17 protein-coding genes, 1 pseudogene and 1 riboswitch are annotated in these 15,852 nt (G+C 71.6%); of the genes and pseudogenes, 5 read left to right on the top strand and 13 right to left on the bottom strand.

Annotation, left to right across the window (positions count from 1 at the left end; all coding sequences use genetic code 11):
* Positions 1-91: 91 nt before the first annotated feature.
* From KHP12_RS53630 to KHP12_RS42820, 6 genes are all read right to left on the bottom strand, one after another.
* Positions 92-223, bottom strand: a complete 132-nt coding sequence (locus KHP12_RS53630; protein WP_211834494.1) for a CGNR zinc finger domain-containing protein — start codon at positions 221-223, stop codon at positions 92-94.
* Positions 220-1,050, bottom strand: a complete 831-nt coding sequence (locus tag KHP12_RS42840; RefSeq protein WP_244202518.1) for an ABC transporter ATP-binding protein — start codon at positions 1,048-1,050, stop codon at positions 220-222. The genes KHP12_RS53630 and KHP12_RS42840 overlap by 4 nt, the downstream gene beginning before the upstream one ends.
* On the bottom strand, positions 1,047-2,060 hold the full coding sequence (locus KHP12_RS42835; protein ID WP_086879798.1) for a FecCD family ABC transporter permease: 1,014 nt from the start codon (positions 2,058-2,060) through the stop codon (positions 1,047-1,049). Before KHP12_RS42835 ends, KHP12_RS42840 begins: the two co-directional genes overlap by 4 nt.
* 11 nt (positions 2,061-2,071) lie before the next feature.
* Complete coding sequence (locus KHP12_RS42830) at positions 2,072-3,112, bottom strand: ABC transporter substrate-binding protein (RefSeq protein ID WP_086879767.1); 1,041 nt, start codon at positions 3,110-3,112, stop codon at positions 2,072-2,074.
* Positions 3,113-3,172: 60 nt separating this feature from the next.
* Positions 3,173-3,386: riboswitch (cobalamin riboswitch) on the bottom strand.
* Between the two features lie 28 nt (positions 3,387-3,414).
* Positions 3,415-4,338, bottom strand: a complete 924-nt coding sequence (locus tag KHP12_RS42825) for an RNA polymerase sigma-70 factor (protein ID WP_086879768.1) — start codon at positions 4,336-4,338, stop codon at positions 3,415-3,417.
* Positions 4,339-4,364: 26 nt separating this feature from the next.
* Entirely contained in the window at positions 4,365-4,838 is a 474-nt protein-coding gene (locus KHP12_RS42820; protein ID WP_037946398.1) for a carboxymuconolactone decarboxylase family protein, read from the bottom strand.
* A gap of 189 nt (positions 4,839-5,027) precedes the next feature.
* Here KHP12_RS42820 and KHP12_RS42815 point away from each other — a divergent pair, with 189 nt between their 5' ends.
* From KHP12_RS42815 to KHP12_RS51855, 3 genes and pseudogenes are all read left to right on the top strand, one after another.
* Complete coding sequence (locus KHP12_RS42815; protein ID WP_244202519.1) at positions 5,028-5,567, top strand: DUF2165 domain-containing protein; 540 nt, start codon at positions 5,028-5,030, stop codon at positions 5,565-5,567.
* 15 nt (positions 5,568-5,582) lie between these two features.
* Positions 5,583-5,939 (top strand): annotated as a pseudogene (locus KHP12_RS42810) (DUF1996 domain-containing protein); the annotation flags it as partial.
* A gap of 113 nt (positions 5,940-6,052) precedes the next feature.
* Positions 6,053-6,802: a DUF305 domain-containing protein gene (locus KHP12_RS51855; protein WP_086879770.1), complete on the top strand. Its 750-nt coding sequence runs from the start codon at positions 6,053-6,055 to the stop codon at positions 6,800-6,802.
* A 187-nt stretch (positions 6,803-6,989) separates the two neighbouring features.
* Here KHP12_RS51855 and KHP12_RS51850 read toward each other — a convergent pair whose 3' ends face one another.
* The 4 genes from KHP12_RS51850 to KHP12_RS42790 all read right to left on the bottom strand — a co-directional run bounded on the left by KHP12_RS51850 (position 6,990) and on the right by KHP12_RS42790 (position 9,797).
* Positions 6,990-7,298 (bottom strand): hypothetical protein, encoded by a 309-nt coding sequence (locus KHP12_RS51850; protein WP_246648878.1) that lies wholly within the window; start codon positions 7,296-7,298, stop codon positions 6,990-6,992.
* Positions 7,299-7,380: 82 nt separating this feature from the next.
* Positions 7,381-8,175: an FHA domain-containing protein gene (locus KHP12_RS42800; protein WP_086879771.1), complete on the bottom strand. Its 795-nt coding sequence runs from the start codon at positions 8,173-8,175 to the stop codon at positions 7,381-7,383.
* A 140-nt stretch (positions 8,176-8,315) separates the two neighbouring features.
* Positions 8,316-9,089, bottom strand: coding sequence for an IclR family transcriptional regulator (locus KHP12_RS53060; RefSeq protein WP_037946714.1), 774 nt, complete (start codon positions 9,087-9,089; stop codon positions 8,316-8,318).
* 66 nt (positions 9,090-9,155) lie between these two features.
* Entirely contained in the window at positions 9,156-9,797 is a 642-nt protein-coding gene (locus KHP12_RS42790) for a TetR/AcrR family transcriptional regulator (RefSeq protein WP_037946718.1), read from the bottom strand.
* Positions 9,798-9,940: 143 nt separating this feature from the next.
* Here KHP12_RS42790 and KHP12_RS42785 point away from each other — a divergent pair, with 143 nt between their 5' ends.
* Positions 9,941-10,711, top strand: coding sequence for an NADPH-dependent F420 reductase (locus tag KHP12_RS42785; RefSeq protein ID WP_211834493.1), 771 nt, complete (start codon positions 9,941-9,943; stop codon positions 10,709-10,711).
* A 57-nt stretch (positions 10,712-10,768) separates the two neighbouring features.
* Here KHP12_RS42785 and KHP12_RS42780 read toward each other — a convergent pair whose 3' ends face one another.
* Positions 10,769-11,617: a 2-keto-4-pentenoate hydratase gene (locus KHP12_RS42780; RefSeq protein ID WP_211834492.1), complete on the bottom strand. Its 849-nt coding sequence runs from the start codon at positions 11,615-11,617 to the stop codon at positions 10,769-10,771.
* A 43-nt stretch (positions 11,618-11,660) separates the two neighbouring features.
* Positions 11,661-12,767, bottom strand: a complete 1,107-nt coding sequence (locus tag KHP12_RS42775) for a zinc-binding dehydrogenase (protein WP_211834491.1) — start codon at positions 12,765-12,767, stop codon at positions 11,661-11,663.
* Positions 12,768-12,945: 178 nt separating this feature from the next.
* On the opposite strand from KHP12_RS42775, the gene KHP12_RS42770 reads away from it, so the two are divergent.
* On the top strand, positions 12,946-14,382 hold the full coding sequence (locus tag KHP12_RS42770) for an aldehyde dehydrogenase (NADP(+)) (RefSeq protein ID WP_211834488.1): 1,437 nt from the start codon (positions 12,946-12,948) through the stop codon (positions 14,380-14,382).
* A gap of 142 nt (positions 14,383-14,524) precedes the next feature.
* Here the strand turns inward: KHP12_RS42770 and KHP12_RS42765 are convergent, their stop codons facing one another.
* A complete protein-coding gene (locus KHP12_RS42765) occupies positions 14,525-15,700 on the bottom strand; it encodes an alpha-hydroxy acid oxidase (protein WP_308289530.1) in 1,176 nt (391 codons plus the stop codon).
* Between the last annotated feature and the right edge of the window lie 152 nt (positions 15,701-15,852).

Here is a 15,852-nt window from a genome sequence, read left to right as displayed (position 1 = left end):
CGCCCATGTCAGCCGTCGGGGATGCCGGGGGTGCCGAGGGCGGGCACGGGAGATGTCCCCCGTCGCCGATGCTCCGGTCGTGGGGCACGATTCAGGTCGATCGGCGGCGGCGATACGCCTGCGTCTTCGCGCGGTTGCCGCACAGCTGGGGTGAGCACCATTGGGCCCGGCCCGGGCCGGAGTTGTTGTAGAAGACCCACTGGCAGTCCGCCCACCGTCTCACGGCTCCGGTGTCCGGCGCAGGAAGCGGATGACCGGGTGGCCCGGGTCGTGGGTGACATCGGCCTGGACGCCGTAGACCCGCTTGATCAAGGACGGGGTCAGCACCTCGCCGGGCGTGCCTTCGGCCACGACGCGTCCCTCGCGGAGGACGAGCAGCCGGTCGCAGTACATCGCGGCGAGGTTGAGGTCGTGGAGGGCGATCACGGTCGCGATCGGCAGGCTGACGACGAGGTCGAGCAGATCGAGCTGGTGCTGGATGTCGAGGTGATTGGTCGGCTCGTCCAGCAGGAGCTCGCGCGGTTCCTGGGCGAGGGCCCGGGCGATCTGGGTGCGCTGGCGTTCGCCACCGGAGAGGGTGTGCCACGACTGACCGGCCCGGCCGGTCAGTCCGCCGCGCTCCAGGGCCGCGTCGACGGCCCGGGTGTCCGCCGCGTCGGCCGGCGCCCAGGCGCGCCGGTGCGGGATACGGCCGAGGGCCACCACCTCGCGGACGGTCAGCTCGGTCTGGGTGTGGGCGTGCTGTTCTACGGTGGCGATGCGGCGGGCCGTGGCGCGGCGGCCGACCTGTGGCAGGGCACGGCCGTCCAGGGTGACCACTCCGGCGGAGGGGGCGAGGATCCCGGCGAGCAGCCGCAACAGGGTGGACTTCCCCGAGCCGTTGGGGCCGAGCAGACCCACCGTCTCGCCGGGCCGCAGGGTGAGGGAGATGCCGTCGACGATCAGCCGGCCGCCGGTGCGGCGGCTGACGCGGTCCGCGCGGAGCCCGGACACCGCTTCCCCGGTGGCGAGGGACCCCAGGCCGGGCGTTTCCGCGGTGGAGTCGGTCATGTCGTCCTCCGGCCGCGGTAGAGCACGGCGACGAAGGCCGGTACGCCGATGAGGGACGTCACCACGCCCACCGGGACCTCCTGGGGGTCGATGACGGTACGGGCGGCGGTGTCCACCCACACCAGGAAGATGGCCCCGGCCAGTGCGGTCACCGGCAGCAGACGGGCGTGGCCGGAGCCGGTGAGGGCGCGGGTGGCGTGCGGGAGGACCAGGCCGACGAAGCCGATGGCGCCGGCGGAGCTGACCAGGGTCGCGGTGAGCAGCGCGGTCGCGCACAGCAGGACGAGACGGGTGCGGGCCACCCGGACACCGAGCGCCGCAGCGGCCTCCTCCCCGAAGGCGAACGCGTCCAGGGTGCGTGCGTGGCCGAGACACACCACGAGCACGGCGGCCAGGACGGCGGTGCACAGCAGCACATCGCCCCATCCGGCGCCGGTGAGCGAGCCGAGGAGCCAGAACAGCACGGCCCGGGTGGTGTCGGCGTCCGCCGAGGTGAGGACGATGAACGAGGTCAGCGCGGAGAACAGCTGCATGGCGGCCACTCCGGACAGCACCACGCGGTCGGTGCTGCCACCAAGGCTGTGGCTGAGCACCAGGACCAGGCCGAACGACAGCAGCGCACCGGTGAACGCGCCCGCCGACAGGGACACGGCCCCGCCACCCACGCCGAGCACGACCACGGCGACGGCGCCCGTGGAGGCGCCCGAGGACACCCCGAGCACGAAGGGATCGGCCAGCGGATTGCGCAGCAGGGACTGCATCACGGCCCCGCAGAGGGCAAGACCCGCCCCGCACACCGCGGCCAGCAGCGTGCGCGGCATGCGCAGGTTCCACACGATGCCGTCCCGGAGCGGCGGCAAGGTGCTCTCCCCCAGGCCGAGATGGGCGGTGACCGCCGCCCATACGTCGGCCGTGGAGATGTCGGCCGGGCCGATGGTCACGGCGAAGGCGACCGACGCGAGCAGCGCGGCCAGCCCTCCCGCGAGCAGCGGCAGGAGGCGAGTGCTCAGGTGGCCGGCACTCACTTGGCGAGCCCGAAGTCGCGCAGCCCGGCGGCGACCTGTTCCACCCCTTCGACCGTACGGATGGACGGGTTCATGGCCTGCCCGCTCAACAGGATGTACCGCTTCCTCTTCACCGCGGTGAGGTTGCGGGTGGCGGCGTTGGTCTCGAGGAAACGCATCTTGGCCCCGGCGGTCTCCGCGGTCTGCTGCCTGCGTGTGAGATCGCCGAGGACGATGACGTCCGGGTCGCGGTCGGCCACGGTCTCCCAGTTGATCTGCGGCCACTCGTCGTGGGTGTCGGAGAAGGCGTTCTCCGCCCCGACGGCCCGGGTGATGGCACCCGGCGCGCCACAGCAGCCGGCGAGGTAGGGCGACTGGGAGTTGGCGAACCAGTACATGAGGGAGACACCGGAGGCGTCCAGTCCCTCCGTGGCCTTGTGCACGCGCTCCTTCAGCCGCGCGACGAGCCTCTCTCCGCGCTCGTCGACACCGAACGCGTGGGCCAGATCGCGTATCTCGCCGTAGACGACATCAAGGGTGAGGGGCTTGCCGCGGGAGCCGTCACCACCGCTGTCGGTGTCCCTGCCCGCCGCGCAGTCGGAGGGCGAGACATATGTGGGCACGCCCAGCTTCTCGAACTGCTCGCGGGTGGCCACGCCGCCCTTGCCGAGGGTGGAGACGAACGAGGCGGTGACGAAGTCGGGTTCGGCGTCCAGGGACTTCTCGAAGGACGGCGCGTTGTCCGCCAGGCGCTCCACCGTGGCGTTGGCCTTCTCCAGGCCCTTCATCACCGGGTCGGTCCAGGTGGCGGTGGCCGCCACGCGGTCGGCGAGGCCGAGCGAGAGCAGGATCTCCGTGCTGCCCTGGTTGAGCGACAGGGCCCGCTTCGGGGCGGATTTCAACGTGACCTTGTGGCCACAGTTGTCGATCGTGCGCGGATAGCCCGAACCGGCGCGCTTCCCGGAGTCCGCGCCGTCATGGCCCGAGCCACCGCACGCGGTGAGCAGCAGGGCGGGGGCGAGCAGGAACGCCGCGGTACGGCGGGCGGAGCGGAGCACGGGCAGCCTCGGTGGTCGGGGCTCGTACGCGGAGCCTGGCCTTTGGTCGTCCTCCGCGCACCGGGCGCGGAGGTGCCAGCAGGTCTTCGGACTCGGGCTCGTCCGGACGGGGCCCCTTCCCGGTGCTCGTTCGCGACGGCCCCGCGGCCGTCACGGACTCCTCCCAGTGGTGTCACCTGCCCCGCCCGTCCCCCTCACCGCTGCGCGTCAGCTCCGGATTCACACCGGATTCCCTGGCCTCGGATGTGGCACGACTGGCTCCGACGAGACTACCAAGAGCGCGGAACGGCCACGTCCCACGGTCAGTTCGGCCGCCGACGTGCCTGCTTCACCTCGCGGTCCACGGCCCAGGCGTCCCCGACCGGCCCGAGGTGGCCGAGCTTGTCGGGGTTGACCACCGTGCGAATGGTCTGGATCTGCCCGTCGAGCACATCGAGGACCAGGGTGTGGAGCACCTTGCCGTCCCGGTCGCGGAGGATCGCGCCGGGCTGGCCGTTGACCTCGCGCGGCTCCAACGACACATCGATCCGCAGCAGCCAGGGGAAGACACCGCCCAGCAGCCGCGCCACGTTCTCCGCGCCCGTGACGGCCCTGGCCAGCTGCGGGGCCTTGCCGCCGCCGTCCCCGACCAGCCGCACATCGGCGGCCAGCAGCTTCCGCAGCCCGCCCACATCGCCGTCCTTCAGCGCGTCGAAGAACCGCGTGGCCAGCTCCTGCCGCTCCCGCCGGTCCGCCGCGAACCGCGGCCGTCCGTCCCGCATGTGGCGCCGCGCCCGTACCAGCAGCTGCCGGCATGCGGCCTCCGACCGCTCCACCGCCGTGGCGATCTCGTCGAACCCGAAGGCGAACACCTCCCGCAGCACGAACACCGCCCGCTCCAGCGGGCTGAGCCGCTCCAGGAGCAGCAGCGCCGCCATCGAGACCGAGTCGGCCAGCTCCACCGCCCGGGCCGGATCCTGATACGGATCGCTGAGCAGCGGCTCGGGGAACCACGGGCCCACGTACTCCTCCCGTCGCACCCGCGCGGAGCGCAGCACATCGATCGAGACGCGTGTCACCGTGGCCGACAGATACGCCTTGGTCGACGTGGGCCGGGTGGCCGAGCCGTCGAAGCGCAGCCACGTTTCCTGCACCGCGTCCTCGGCCTCGCTCACACTGCCCAGGATCCGGTAGGCGATCGAGAACAGCAGTGGCCGCAGCTCCTCGAACTCCTCGACCTCGCTCACGCCGATTCCTCCGTTGCCGATACCGGTCAGTGGAACTGCCCGACCTGGTAGTTGCCCGCCGGCTGCTGGGTGATGGCGTTCAGCCGATTCGCCATGTTCATGAACGAGACCAGGATCACCAGGGCGGTGAGCTGCTCCTCGTCGTAGTGCTTGGCGGCGTTCGCCCATACCTCGTCACTGACGCCACCGGCCGCGTCCGCGATCCGGGTCCCCGCCTCCGCCAGCTCCAGCGCGGCGCGCTCGGCGTCGGTGAAGACCGTGGCCTCCCGCCATGCCGCCACCAGGTGCAGCCGCACCGCGGTCTCACCGGCCGCGGCGGCTTCCTTGGTGTGCATGTCGAGGCAGACGGCGCAGCCGTTGATCTGGCTCACGCGCAGCGCCACCAGCTCCTGGGTGGCGGGCGGCAGCGGCGAGTCCTTGACCGCCTTGCCCGCCGCCATGACGGGCTTGAGGACCTTGCCCGCGGTCGGGCTGGCGGAGTAGTTCAGTCGCGCGTCCATGGTGTGCTCCTCCGTGGTTGTCAGTGGCTACACCCCTGAGACGAGATGGCCCCACCCCCTGTGACATGGACGCATGTGACCTGCGTCTCCCCACCACCGGGCCCACTGAGCCAAACAGTTGTACGCTACCGCTCGGTCCGATCAATGGAATGTCCGATCAACGGAATACAACGGGGAGACAGAGTCATCGTGAGCGAGCGAACCGGCAGAATACGTTCCCCTCGCACCTACTCCGCCGTCTCGGGGCTGCTCACCGGGACGATCGCGCTGTACATCGCGCTTGTCGCCTTCGGTAACATCACCGACTTCGACACCAATCAGCAATTCGTCCGCCATGTCCTGGCGATGGACACCACGTTCAAGGACGACGACCTGATGTGGCGGGCCATCAAGTCCACCGCGCTCCAGGACACCGCCTACGTAGCCATCATCGTCTGGGAGAGCGTCGCCGCCCTCGTCCTCATCGCCGCGACGGCCATGTGGGGCGCGGGACTGCGCGGAGGCAGCGTCCGCCGCGCCCGCCAGGCCAGCACCGTGGGGCTGGTGATGCTCATGCTGCTGTTCGGCGCCGGGTTCATCGCCATCGGTGGCGAGTGGTTCGCCATGTGGCAGTCCAAGACGTGGAACGGCCTGGAAGCCGCCACGCGCGTCTTCCTGATCTCCGGGATCGTGCTGCTGCTCATTCACCTGCTCGCGGCCGAGCGGACCGAGCCCGACGCCACGGACTGATCGGGGCTCCACCGGGAGGTCAACCCCTCCAAGGACTTCGTGAACTGCCCGTCCGACTCGATGCTGGAGTCCTACCTGGACTTCCCCCAGTGCTGGAACGGGAAGGACCTGGACTCCCCCGACCACAAGAGCCATATGGCGTACCCGGTCGGTGGCCAGTGCCCGGCGACCCACCCGGTGGCCGTGCCGAAGCTGCGCCAGGTGCTCCGCTACCCGGTCAACGGCGACCCCGCGCGGCTCAAGCTGGCGTCGGGCGCCGGACACACCATGCATGGTGACTTCTTCAACGCCTGGCCCGAGGACGAGATGGCCCGGCGGGTGCGTGACTGCATCAATGTGATCGTCAAGTGTGGCCCCGACGGCCGTCCCTGACCGAGCGGGAGAACGCACAGCCCGGCAGGGCGGCCCCGCCCTGCCGGTGGGCGGAGCCCCGTGACGGGGGGCTCCGCCCACACCCACGCACACGTGTGACGAGGGGAGTCGACATGGCAGCGGCCACCGCCGCGCGGCGCGCGGCATCCGTAGCGGTGCTGGTGTCGCTGCTCGCCGCGGGATGCGGCGAGGGTGGCGGAAAGCCGTCGGACGAGACGCCGTCGACGTCGGCGGCGCGGCACCCCGCCACACGGGCCCCGAGCGGACAAGCGATGTCGGGAACCTTCAACTCCAGCGACATCGGCTGGATCCAGCTGATGATCGCGATGGACGACCAGGCGGCGCTCCTGCTGGACCTGGTCCCGGGCCGCTCCTCCGACGCGGCGGTGGAGAAGTGGGCGGAACCGGTGGCCACCGCGTACCGTGGCGAACTCGTCCGGCTGCGCGGGCTGCTCGCCCGGGCGGGCGTGCCCGACACCAATCCGCATGAGGGGCACGACATGCCCGGCATGGTGACGGAGGACGAACTGCGCGCCATCGAGCGAGCGAAGGACGCCACCTTCGACGCGCAATTCCTCGCGGCCATGCGCGAACACCTCGATCAGGCGGCGAAGATCGCCCACTCCGAGCGCTCGGCCGGCGCCGACCCGGCCACCAAGAAGCTGGCCGCGAGCGTGGAACGGACATCGCACACCCGGCGCGCCCGCCTCCCCCGCCCCTTCGGCTCTCAGGCGGGGGGCAAAGCGGCGGCGGCCGACCCGGCGAGGTCGGTGGCCAGTTCGCAGGGACGGCCCTTGCGGCCCGCCCCCTTGAGGACGGGCGCCACCCGCTCGGTGCCCTTCACCCGGTCCAGCCCGGTGTAGTCACGGTGGACCACCTCGACGCGGCAGCTCCCCGGGCCCTCGTCCTCCGGCAGCGAATCCGCGTCGAGCTCCACCCTGACGTCCACGACCTCCTCGCTCCGCTCCTTCAGGAGAACGTCGCCCCGGTTGAAGTTGCGGTAGTCACGGTCGAGTCGGGCCTCGTCGTACCGATGGAACACGGTGGCGTTCAGCAGGGCGCACGGGTCGGCCGTGCGGGGGTCGCCGATGAAGCCCGCGGCGGTTGCCGTTCTGCCCGGTGCCGGGGTGGCCTTGTCCCCGTCTTCGCCCCCCCCAGGCTCATCACGACGAACGGAACGGCGATGGCCGGTGCCGTGACGGCGGCGGCGCCGGCCAGGACTAAGGGGCGGCGCCGGACCAGCGTCGCGGTGCGGCGCGGCAGCCCTCCCGTCGCCGTCGGGGCCTCGCCGCGCGCCGGGAGCGCGAGGGCGGCCCTCGTGGCGGCCACGGTGACGCCCGCGAGGACGACGATGCGCATGTACTGTTCCTTCCTGTTCGCTTGGCGACAGGAATCATGGGACGGGTCCCGGAAACGGGCGGTCACCGCGGAGCGGCTCGGGCTACGCCTCCGGCGCGGGATCGGGCCAGAGGGCGTCGTCCTCGATGAGGTCCAGATCGGGCGGTACCAGCGTCGTGGACTCCACCAGCCCCTTGAGCAGGTTGTGCAGCAGCCCGTTGTCGGCGGGGCGGCCCTGCGACGTGTCGTGCATCACCGGGTATCTGAAGCCGGTGCCGTGCAGTCGGCGGCGTACGGCCTCGACCCGGTACTCGATCTTTCGCTCGTTCCAGCCCGCGTCCGGGCGGAGGTAGCCGAGCTGTTTGGCCGCCGTGGCGTACGTCAGGGGGCGCGGATCCTCCTCGTACAGCAGATACCGCTGGCCGAGGACGACGAGCAGCAGCCGTTCGTCGTCGTCGAGCGGCCAGATCTCCGGCCGAAGCGTCTCGGCGCGCCGCCGCGACACCGGCCCCTGGTCGTCGTGGCCCGCCGCATAGAGCTCGACCAGGTGCTCACGGTAGCCGGAGCCCTTGACGAACAGCGGGGTGTCACCGGTGTCGAGCGGGATCGGCTCGGTGCTGAGGTGCATCATCGTGCCGCGCGGCAGCCGGACGAGCCGCCGCCCGGTGTTCCGCAGCCACCACTGCCCCTGGCGGTACGTCAGCTCGCCGTGGCGCCGGCTCACCCGGAGGTCGTCCACGCCGACGCCCAGATCCACGTCCGGCTTCTCGCCCCGGCCGAAGCGGACCGTCAGCCGCGGCCGGGGCGGAGCGCTGAGGTCGCCGGTCACCGTGCGGGCGTGCAGCATGCCGGGCGTGCCGGGCGCGACTCCGCGCGCGAGGCCGGCGGAGAGGGGCATCGGCGGTCTCCTCGGTTCGGGCGATTCTCGGCACGCGCGCGGACACGCACACCCACCAGGGTCCGCGCCCTCCTCCGTGACCCGTCCCGGGGCGGGCCCGTGCGACAGGAGGTTGTCCCGTCGCACCGGGGCTCACCGGCCTACGACGGCACGCTCGCCCCCAGTCGTCGCGCCATGGCCTTTGCGCCGCCCAGGACCAGCTCGACGTAGTGTTCCTTCTCCGTGTCGCCCCAGCGCGGGGTGGGCACCGAGATGCTCATGGCCGCCACGCAGTTCCCGAGGCGGTCGTACACGGGGGCGGCGACGCAGGCCGCGTGGTCGTTGGACTCGCAGAACTCCTCGGTCCAGCCTCGCTCGCGGGCCGTCTCGACTTCGGACAGCAGCCGCTTGCGGGTGGAGATGCTGTTGGAGGTCATCTGCTTCAGCGACTTGTCGTTGGGGAACAGCTCATCGAGCTCCCGGGCCGAGAGGGCGCTCAGCAGGGCCTTTCCGCCCGCGGTGCAGGAGGCGGGCAGGCGGCTTCCCACCTGGGACACCAGCCGGACCGAGTACTTGCTGTCGATCCGCACGATGAACACCGCGAATCCCCCGTCGCGCACGACGACCTGGACCGTTTCGCCGCATGCCCGCGCCACCTCGCCGGCGCACTCCCGGCCCACGGTGGCGAGGTCGAGCCCGCGCTCGTAGCCGGCGCCGAGACGCAGGGCGCTGAGCCCTATCGCGACGCGTCCGGTCTCCTTGGAGATCGTCACATAGCCGCGGTCGGCCAGTGTGTTGACGAGTTCGTGCGTGGTGGCACGGGGCAGGCCGAGGTGTTGGGTGATCTCCGGAACCCGTAGCCCCTCGTCCTGGTCGACGAGCAGTTCCAGGATGTCCAGGCCCCGGCGAAGGGCCGGAGCGGTGAGACGCGCCACGATGGCCTCCCAGCACACGTTTCAGCGGAACACGTTTCCGCGGACAGTGTCCAAAATATCAGACGCCTATGTCGCGGCGCCCGCGTGGGGAGCCGACTCGGGCAGTGGTTCGGTGTTGCGACTGCTGAGACCGTCGAGGGAGATGCGCAGGAGGCGGCGCCACTGGCCGGGCCGGCTGTCGTCGGCGGCCTGGACGGCCTGGCTCAGGGAGGTGCTGAGCAGCACGAGGTCGGCAGTGGTGACGCCATCGCGCAGAAGTCCGGCGTCCACACAGCGGATGCGCAGTTCATCGATGAAGGCGTCGCGGTGCCGGGCGCACTCGCGCGCGGGGGTGCCGGTGGCGGTGTAGGTCTCGACGAGTGCGCGGTTGTGCGCCTGGTTGGCGAGGGTCTGCTCGAAGAAGCCGGTCAGGGCCTCCCAGGGGTCCTCGGTCGCGGCCGCCGCCTCATGGGCGGCGGTGAGCCAGGAGGTGAATTCCCGCTCCATGACGGTGGCGAGCAGGTCGTCCTTGGTCGGGAAGTGGCGGTAGAGCGTGCCCATGCCGACGCCGCTGCGCCGGGCGATCTCGCGGACGTCGACGGCGCACCCCTGCTCGGCGAAGACCACACCGGCGGCCTCGATGATCGCGGCGCGGTTGCGCTCGGCGTCCGCACGGCGGGCGCGCCTGGCGGGGGGCTGCGGGGACGTGGACTGGTCGGCGCTGGTCACGGCATTCAGCGTACAGGCGGCTTTGCGGAGCACTCGCTCCGGTTGTGTTACCTTCATCAGGAGCACCCGCTCCGGTTCGGCGGTGCCGGCTGGGACAGAAGCGCCCGCGGACCACGAGTCCGCCAGATGAGGAGACCTCTTTCATGGCAACACTCGGCTTCATCGGCAGCGGCCACATCGGTACCAAACTGGCCCGGCTCGCGATCGCGGCGGGCATCGACGTCGTCCTGTCCAATTCCCGCGGGCCGGAGACCCTGGCCGACACGGTCGCCGAGCTCGGGGAGCGGGCCCGGGCCGCGACGTCCGAGGAGGCGGCCCGGGCGGGCGACTGGGTGGTGGTGAGCATCCCGCTGATCGCCTACCGCAAACTCCCGGCCGCCGCGCTGGCGGGCAAGGTCGTGCTCGACACGATCAACTACTACCCGTTCCGCGACGGGGAGTTCGAGGAGCTCGACTCGGGCAGGACCACGACGAGCGAGCTCGTCCAGCGGCATCTGACCGGCGCGAAGCTCGTGAAGGCGTTCAACAACATCAACGACGGCCACATCCCGGCGCTCGCCCGCCCCACGGGGGCCGCCGACCGCACCGCCCTGCCGATCGCCGGTGACGACCCGGAGGCGAGGGCGAGCGCCGCCGCCCTGATCGACCGGCTGGGCTTCGACACCGTCGACGCGGGCCCCCTGGCCGAGAGCTGGCGCTTCGAACCGGACACCGCCGCCTATGTGACGCCCTACTTCGCCGACGTCGACGCGCTGAACGCCGCCAAGGCCAAGATGGTCGAGGAGATCAGGTCCGGCGGTGGGTTCCGGACCCGGCCCCCCGCGGACCCGGGCGCCCCGCTGTCCGCGGACCGGCTGCGCGCCCTGCTGGCCGAGACGCCCCGCGTCCTCACCGCGGACCGCGTGCTGCGCTGACGCCCCCGCGCACATCGGGGCCGGGGCCACATACGTCCTGGCCCCGGCCCATGGTGGTCAGTTGACGTCGAGTGCGATCCGGCCCAGCTCACCGAGGTCGGCCACCAGGTGGTCGCCGGCGCTGATCGCGGTCGGGGCGCACAGGGTGCCGCTCAGGACGATGTCCCCGGCTTCCAGTCGCCTGCCGCCGCGCAGCAGATGCCGGGCGAGCCATGCCACCGCCTCGGCGGGGTCACCCATGACGGCGGCCGCGCTCCCCGGCACCGTACGGGAGCCGATCGTCAGCGTGGCGGCGATCTTAGACAGCTCCACGGACGCGGGCGCGACCGAGGACCCCACCATCGCGCGAGCGGCGTTGGTGTTGTCGGCGACGAGCATGGGGAGCGTGCGCGCACCGCCACGCCACCGGCTGTCGACGATCTCGAAGGCCGGGGCCACGGCGGCGGTGGCGTCGCGGACGTCCCGCGCGGTCACCCGCGGACCGGGCAGCGCCTCGCCGAGGGTGAACGCGACCTCCACTTCCGCCAGCGGGGCGAACAGCCCGGCCGTGGCGAGGGGCTCGCCGTCCTCGAGCAGCCTGCTCGCGAGCAGGTAACCGGCGGCGGGCTCATCGGCGCCGAAGGTCTCCCGCGCGGGCTGTGCCGTGAGGCCGACCTTGTAGCCGATCGCGCGCTCACCGGCCGCGATCGCCAGGTCATGGGTGGCCCTCTGGACGGCATAGGCCATCTCGAGGCCATCGAGCTGATCGGCCACGGCCGAGTCCACCGCGGGGGAGTCCACCGCGGCCGAATCAACCGCAGCCGGATCAACCGCAGCCGAGTCCGCCGCGGCGTAGCCAACGGCAGCGGCTCCGTAGCCCGCCTGCCACAGCCGTCGGCCCAGTTCCGCGACCAGTTCCCTGTTCATCGATCTCCCCTGCCACCCGGTCCGTTCATGAGCCGATCCGCGGTCACAGCTTAGGACCGGGAACGATCACCGCACGGCCGGTGGCCCCCTGCGCCAGCGCCGCGTACGCCTCGTTGACCGCCGACAGCTCGTACCGTTCACCGAGCAGCTTGTCGAGCGGCAGTCGGCCGCTCTTGAAGAGCTCGACCAGCTTGGGGATGTCGACCGGTGTGTTGGCCGAGCCGTACAGGCTGCCGATCAGCCGCTTCTCCTGCTGCACCAGAGGGTTGACGGGCACAGCCGCGGTGGCGCCCACCTTGCCGAGGCCGACGGCGACGGCGGTCCCGCCGGTGCCCACGACCTCGACCGCCTGGGTGAGGGTCTGGGGCGCGCCGACCGCGTCCAGCGACCAGGCCATCGGACGCGGTGAGATCCTGGTGAGCTCTTCGACGAGGCTGTGCGTGCGGACGTTGACCGCATGGGTGGCGCCCAGCTCGAGTGCCTTCTCCAGCTTGGCGTCCACCGTGTCGACGGCAACGATCGGATCGGCGCCGACGAGGCGCAGCCCCATCACCGCGCTCAGCCCGACGCCACCGGCACCGATGACCACGACGCCCTCTCCGGTGGCGTCCTTCATGACGTTCAGCGCCGCGCCGGCCCCGGTCACCACGGCACACCCGGTGATCGCCGCGATCTCCGGCGGAACGTCCGGATCGATCGCGAGGACCGACCACTCGGAGACGACGCACTGCTCGGCGAAGCAGGAGACCCCCATGAGGTGGTGCAGCTTCTCGCCGTTCAGATGCAGCCGTGACGTCCCGTCGAGCAGACCGCCGGAGGCCGCCTGCACCCGGCCGAGCGAGCACAGGGCGGGGCGGCCGGTGGTGCAGAACTCGCAGCCGCCGCACCGCGGGCGCCACAACGTGATGACGGTGTCGCCGGGGCGGACCCGGGTCACCCCCTCCCCCACCCGCTCCACGACGCCCGTCCCCTCGTGCCCGAGCACCGCGGGCAGGCGGACGTTGAGGTCGCCGTTCATGTAGTGCAGATCGCTGTGGCACACCCCGGCGGCGAGCACACGGAGGGTGACCTCGCCCGGTCCGGGGGCGTCGAGTTCGACGTCCTCGACGGTCAACGGCGCACCGGGCCGGTGCAGTACTGCTGCCTTCATGGAGCCACGCCTCACTCTGTCCACCGTGTACGAAACTTCAGACGTTGTCTTACGGGTTGAGTATGTGAGCCCGTCTCGGCGGCCGTCAAGCGCGTTGACGGAGGCGTCGACACATGCGACCGTGTCTTGAGAGTGAGATTGCGTCTCATATTTACGACACCATAAGAGAGCACGTCTGATGACCGATGCGACAAACGCGCAGGTGCTGGCGCGGAAACTCGATGCCGCCACGGGCGCGTTCGAGCAGTGGAGCCGCCTCCAGCCGGCCGACCGCGCCCCGTTTCTCGAGGCCATCGCGTCCGCGCTCGAGGAGGCCGCGCCGAAGCTCGTGGCCATCGCGGACGAGGAGACGTCCCTCGGGGAGACCCGGCTGCGCAACGAGATGGTCCGTACGGTGTTCCAGCTGCGGCTCTTCGCCGAGACGGTGACGCGGGGCGAGTACCTCGGGGCGACGATCGACCGTGCCGACCCCGCGTGGCCGATGGGCCCGCGGCCCGATCTGCGCCGGGTGCTCGAACCGCTCGGCCCGGTCCTCGTCTTCTCCGCGAGCAACTTCCCGTTCGCGTTCAGCGTGGCGGGCGGGGACACCGCGTCGGCGCTCGCGGCGGGCTGCCCGGTCGTGGTCAAGGCCCACTCCGGCCACCCCAGGCTCTCGGCCGCCACGGCGGAGGTGGTGCACCAGGCGCTACGGTCCACCGGCGCGCCCGAGGGGCTCTTCGACGTGGTCTTCGGGACGGAGGCGGGCCGGGCCGCGATCGTGGATCCGCGGGTGAAGGCGGGCGCGTTCACCGGATCGACCGAGGCGGGCCGGGCGCTCTTCGACCTCGCGAGCGGCCGTCCGGAGCCCATCCCGTTCTTCGGTGAACTCGGCAGCGTCAACCCTGTGTTCGTGACGGAGGCCGCCGCCGAGCGGCGCGGTTCCGCGATCGTCTCGGAGTTCGTCGGGTCGTTCACCCTCGGCGCCGGGCAGTTCTGCACCAAGCCCGGCATCCTGCTGGTCCCGGCCTCGGCCAAGCTGGTGGACGAGTTGCCCGGCGCGGTCCCGGACACGCCGCTGACGTTGCTCAACGAGCGCATCCGGACCTCCTACGCCAGTACGCTGCGGACGTTGCGCGACACGGCCGGGGTGCGTGTCCTGGTGCGTGGCGACCACGACGGCGCCGATCCGTCGCCGACGGTGCTGGGCACGACCTCGGCCGAGCTGCTCCGCGACCCGGAGGCGCTCATCCGGGAGGTGTTCGGGCCGACCGCGCTGGTCGTCGAGTACACGGAGGAGAGCGAGCTGCTCGAGGTGGCGAAGGCCGTCGACGGCCAGCTCACCGCGTCCATCCAGGGCGAGGACGACGACACCGTCGCCGCGGAGCTGATCAGGCTGCTGGCCGCCAAGGCCGGGCGTGTGCTGTGGAACCAGTGGCCCACGGGTGTGTCGGTCACCTACGCCCAGCAGCACGGCGGCCCCTACCCGGCCACCACGGCACCGGCCACGACCTCGGTGGGGACCGAGGCCATCCACCGTTTCCTGCGGCCGGTCGCGTATCAGGGCGTGCTGCAGCACCTGCTGCCGCCCGCACTGCGCGACACGAACCCGCTGAGCATTCCCCAGCGGGTCTCCTGAGCCTGGAACCGTCCAGAGGGCCCGCCTCCCCGCCCTCTCCCGTTCCCGGAACCCCTCACGCCCGTCCCCGGAACGCTCACGGCGTACGGGCGCTCATGGCGTGGCCGCTCGTGGCGTACGGGCGCTCACCTCATACAGCCGCTCACGGCATCCGCACGTGATGCCGTGCGATGGCGTCGCTCGCCTTCAGCCCCAGCAGTTGCAGACTGCGCGAGTACTCCTCGCGCAGGATGGTGACGGCGCGCTCCACGCCCCGTTCACCACCGGCCATCAGGCCGTACAGATACGCACGGCCGATCATGACCGCGTCCGCCCCGAGCGCCCGCGCGGCGAGGATGTCCTGGCCGTGGGTGACGCCGCTGTCGAGGATCACCGTGGCGTCGGGGCCGAGCTCCTCGCGTATCCCGGGCAGCACCGTGAGGGTGGCCGGGGTGCGGTCGAGCTGCCGTCCGCCGTGGTTGGACACGACCACTCCGTCCGCGCCCGTCTCGACGGCGCGGCGCGCGTCGCGCGGGCTGAGGACCCCCTTGACCAGCAGCCGGTGCGGCCAGTTGGCGCGCAGCCAGGCCAGATGGTCATAGTTCAGCGTCGGTTCGAAGACCACGTCGGCCACCTTTACGGCGTCGATCACATCCGTCTCGCCGGTCATGCTGCGCAGTGACGCGAACGCGATCGGGGCCGTGGTCAGCTTGTTGAGCACCCAGGACGGGTAGCGGGCCATGTCGAACAGCGTGCGCAGGGTGAGCGACGGCGGGATCGTGAGGCCGTTGCGCATGTCCTTGGGGTGGCGGCCCGCCACGGGTGTGTCCACGGTGAGGACCACGGTGGTGAATCCGGCCGCGAGCGCGCGGTCGAGGAGTTCCGCGTTGAGGCGCTCGTTACGGGTCAGATAGAGCTGGAACCAGTGTTCGCCGCCGGGAGCCGCCGCGGCCACGTCCTCGACGGTCGAGGTGCCCACGGTGGACAGCGTGTACGGCAGGCCGTGGCGGGCGGCCACGCGCGCGACCGCCGCCTCGCCCTCGTGGTGCATCATCCGGGTGTATCCGGTCGGCGCGAAGATCAGCGGCATCGCGATCTCCCGGTCGAACACCCGCGTGGACAGGTCCGGATGGTCGACCGGCGACAGATACTCCGGCACGAGCTCGACCGCCGCGAAGGCCGCCCTGTTCCGCTGCGCGGTCAGCTCCGCGTCGGCCGCGCCGTCCACGTAGTCGAACACCGCGCGCGGTGTCGTACGCACCGCCACCTTACGGAGATCGCGGATGCTCAGCGCGGCCCCGAGCCGCCGCTCGACCGGGTTGAGGGTCGGCCGGCGCACGTGCAGAACCTCGCGGAGCTCGGACCACCGGGGTCGCTGCCGCGCCACGCGAGGCCGCTTCGGGGCTGCGGACGGCACTGGGGGCTGGGAGACGGTCACGGTCTTGCCTCTCGATGTACGGGTGTCAATGGCCGTTCGACCAGTGACGAGAT

Origin of the sequence: Streptomyces asiaticus, from assembly GCF_018138715.1 — a bacterium.
Lineage (GTDB): Bacteria > Actinomycetota > Actinomycetes > Streptomycetales > Streptomycetaceae > Streptomyces > Streptomyces asiaticus.
This window is presented reverse-complemented; position numbering and strand designations above follow the sequence as displayed.

What these genes read in the sequence shown, in the direction of transcription:
- KHP12_RS42800 (WP_086879771.1), bottom strand. Translation starts at nt 8,175, where the DNA reads ATGCCCCTCTCCGCCGGCCTCGCGCGCGGAGTCGCGCCCGGCACGCCC.
- KHP12_RS42785 (WP_211834493.1), top strand. Translation starts at nt 9,941, where the DNA reads ATGGCAACACTCGGCTTCATCGGCAGCGGCCACATCGGTACCAAACTG.
- KHP12_RS42775 (WP_211834491.1), bottom strand. Translation starts at nt 12,767, where the DNA reads ATGAAGGCAGCAGTACTGCACCGGCCCGGTGCGCCGTTGACCGTCGAG.
- KHP12_RS51850 (WP_246648878.1), bottom strand. Translation starts at nt 7,298, where the DNA reads ATGCGCATCGTCGTCCTCGCGGGCGTCACCGTGGCCGCCACGAGGGCC.
- KHP12_RS51855 (WP_086879770.1), top strand. Translation starts at nt 6,053, where the DNA reads ATGGCAGCGGCCACCGCCGCGCGGCGCGCGGCATCCGTAGCGGTGCTG.
- KHP12_RS42820 (WP_037946398.1), bottom strand. Translation starts at nt 4,838, where the DNA reads ATGGACGCGCGACTGAACTACTCCGCCAGCCCGACCGCGGGCAAGGTC.
- KHP12_RS42840 (WP_244202518.1), bottom strand. Translation starts at nt 1,050, where the DNA reads ATGACCGACTCCACCGCGGAAACGCCCGGCCTGGGGTCCCTCGCCACC.
- KHP12_RS42780 (WP_211834492.1), bottom strand. Translation starts at nt 11,617, where the DNA reads ATGAACAGGGAACTGGTCGCGGAACTGGGCCGACGGCTGTGGCAGGCG.
- KHP12_RS42770 (WP_211834488.1), top strand. Translation starts at nt 12,946, where the DNA reads ATGACCGATGCGACAAACGCGCAGGTGCTGGCGCGGAAACTCGATGCC.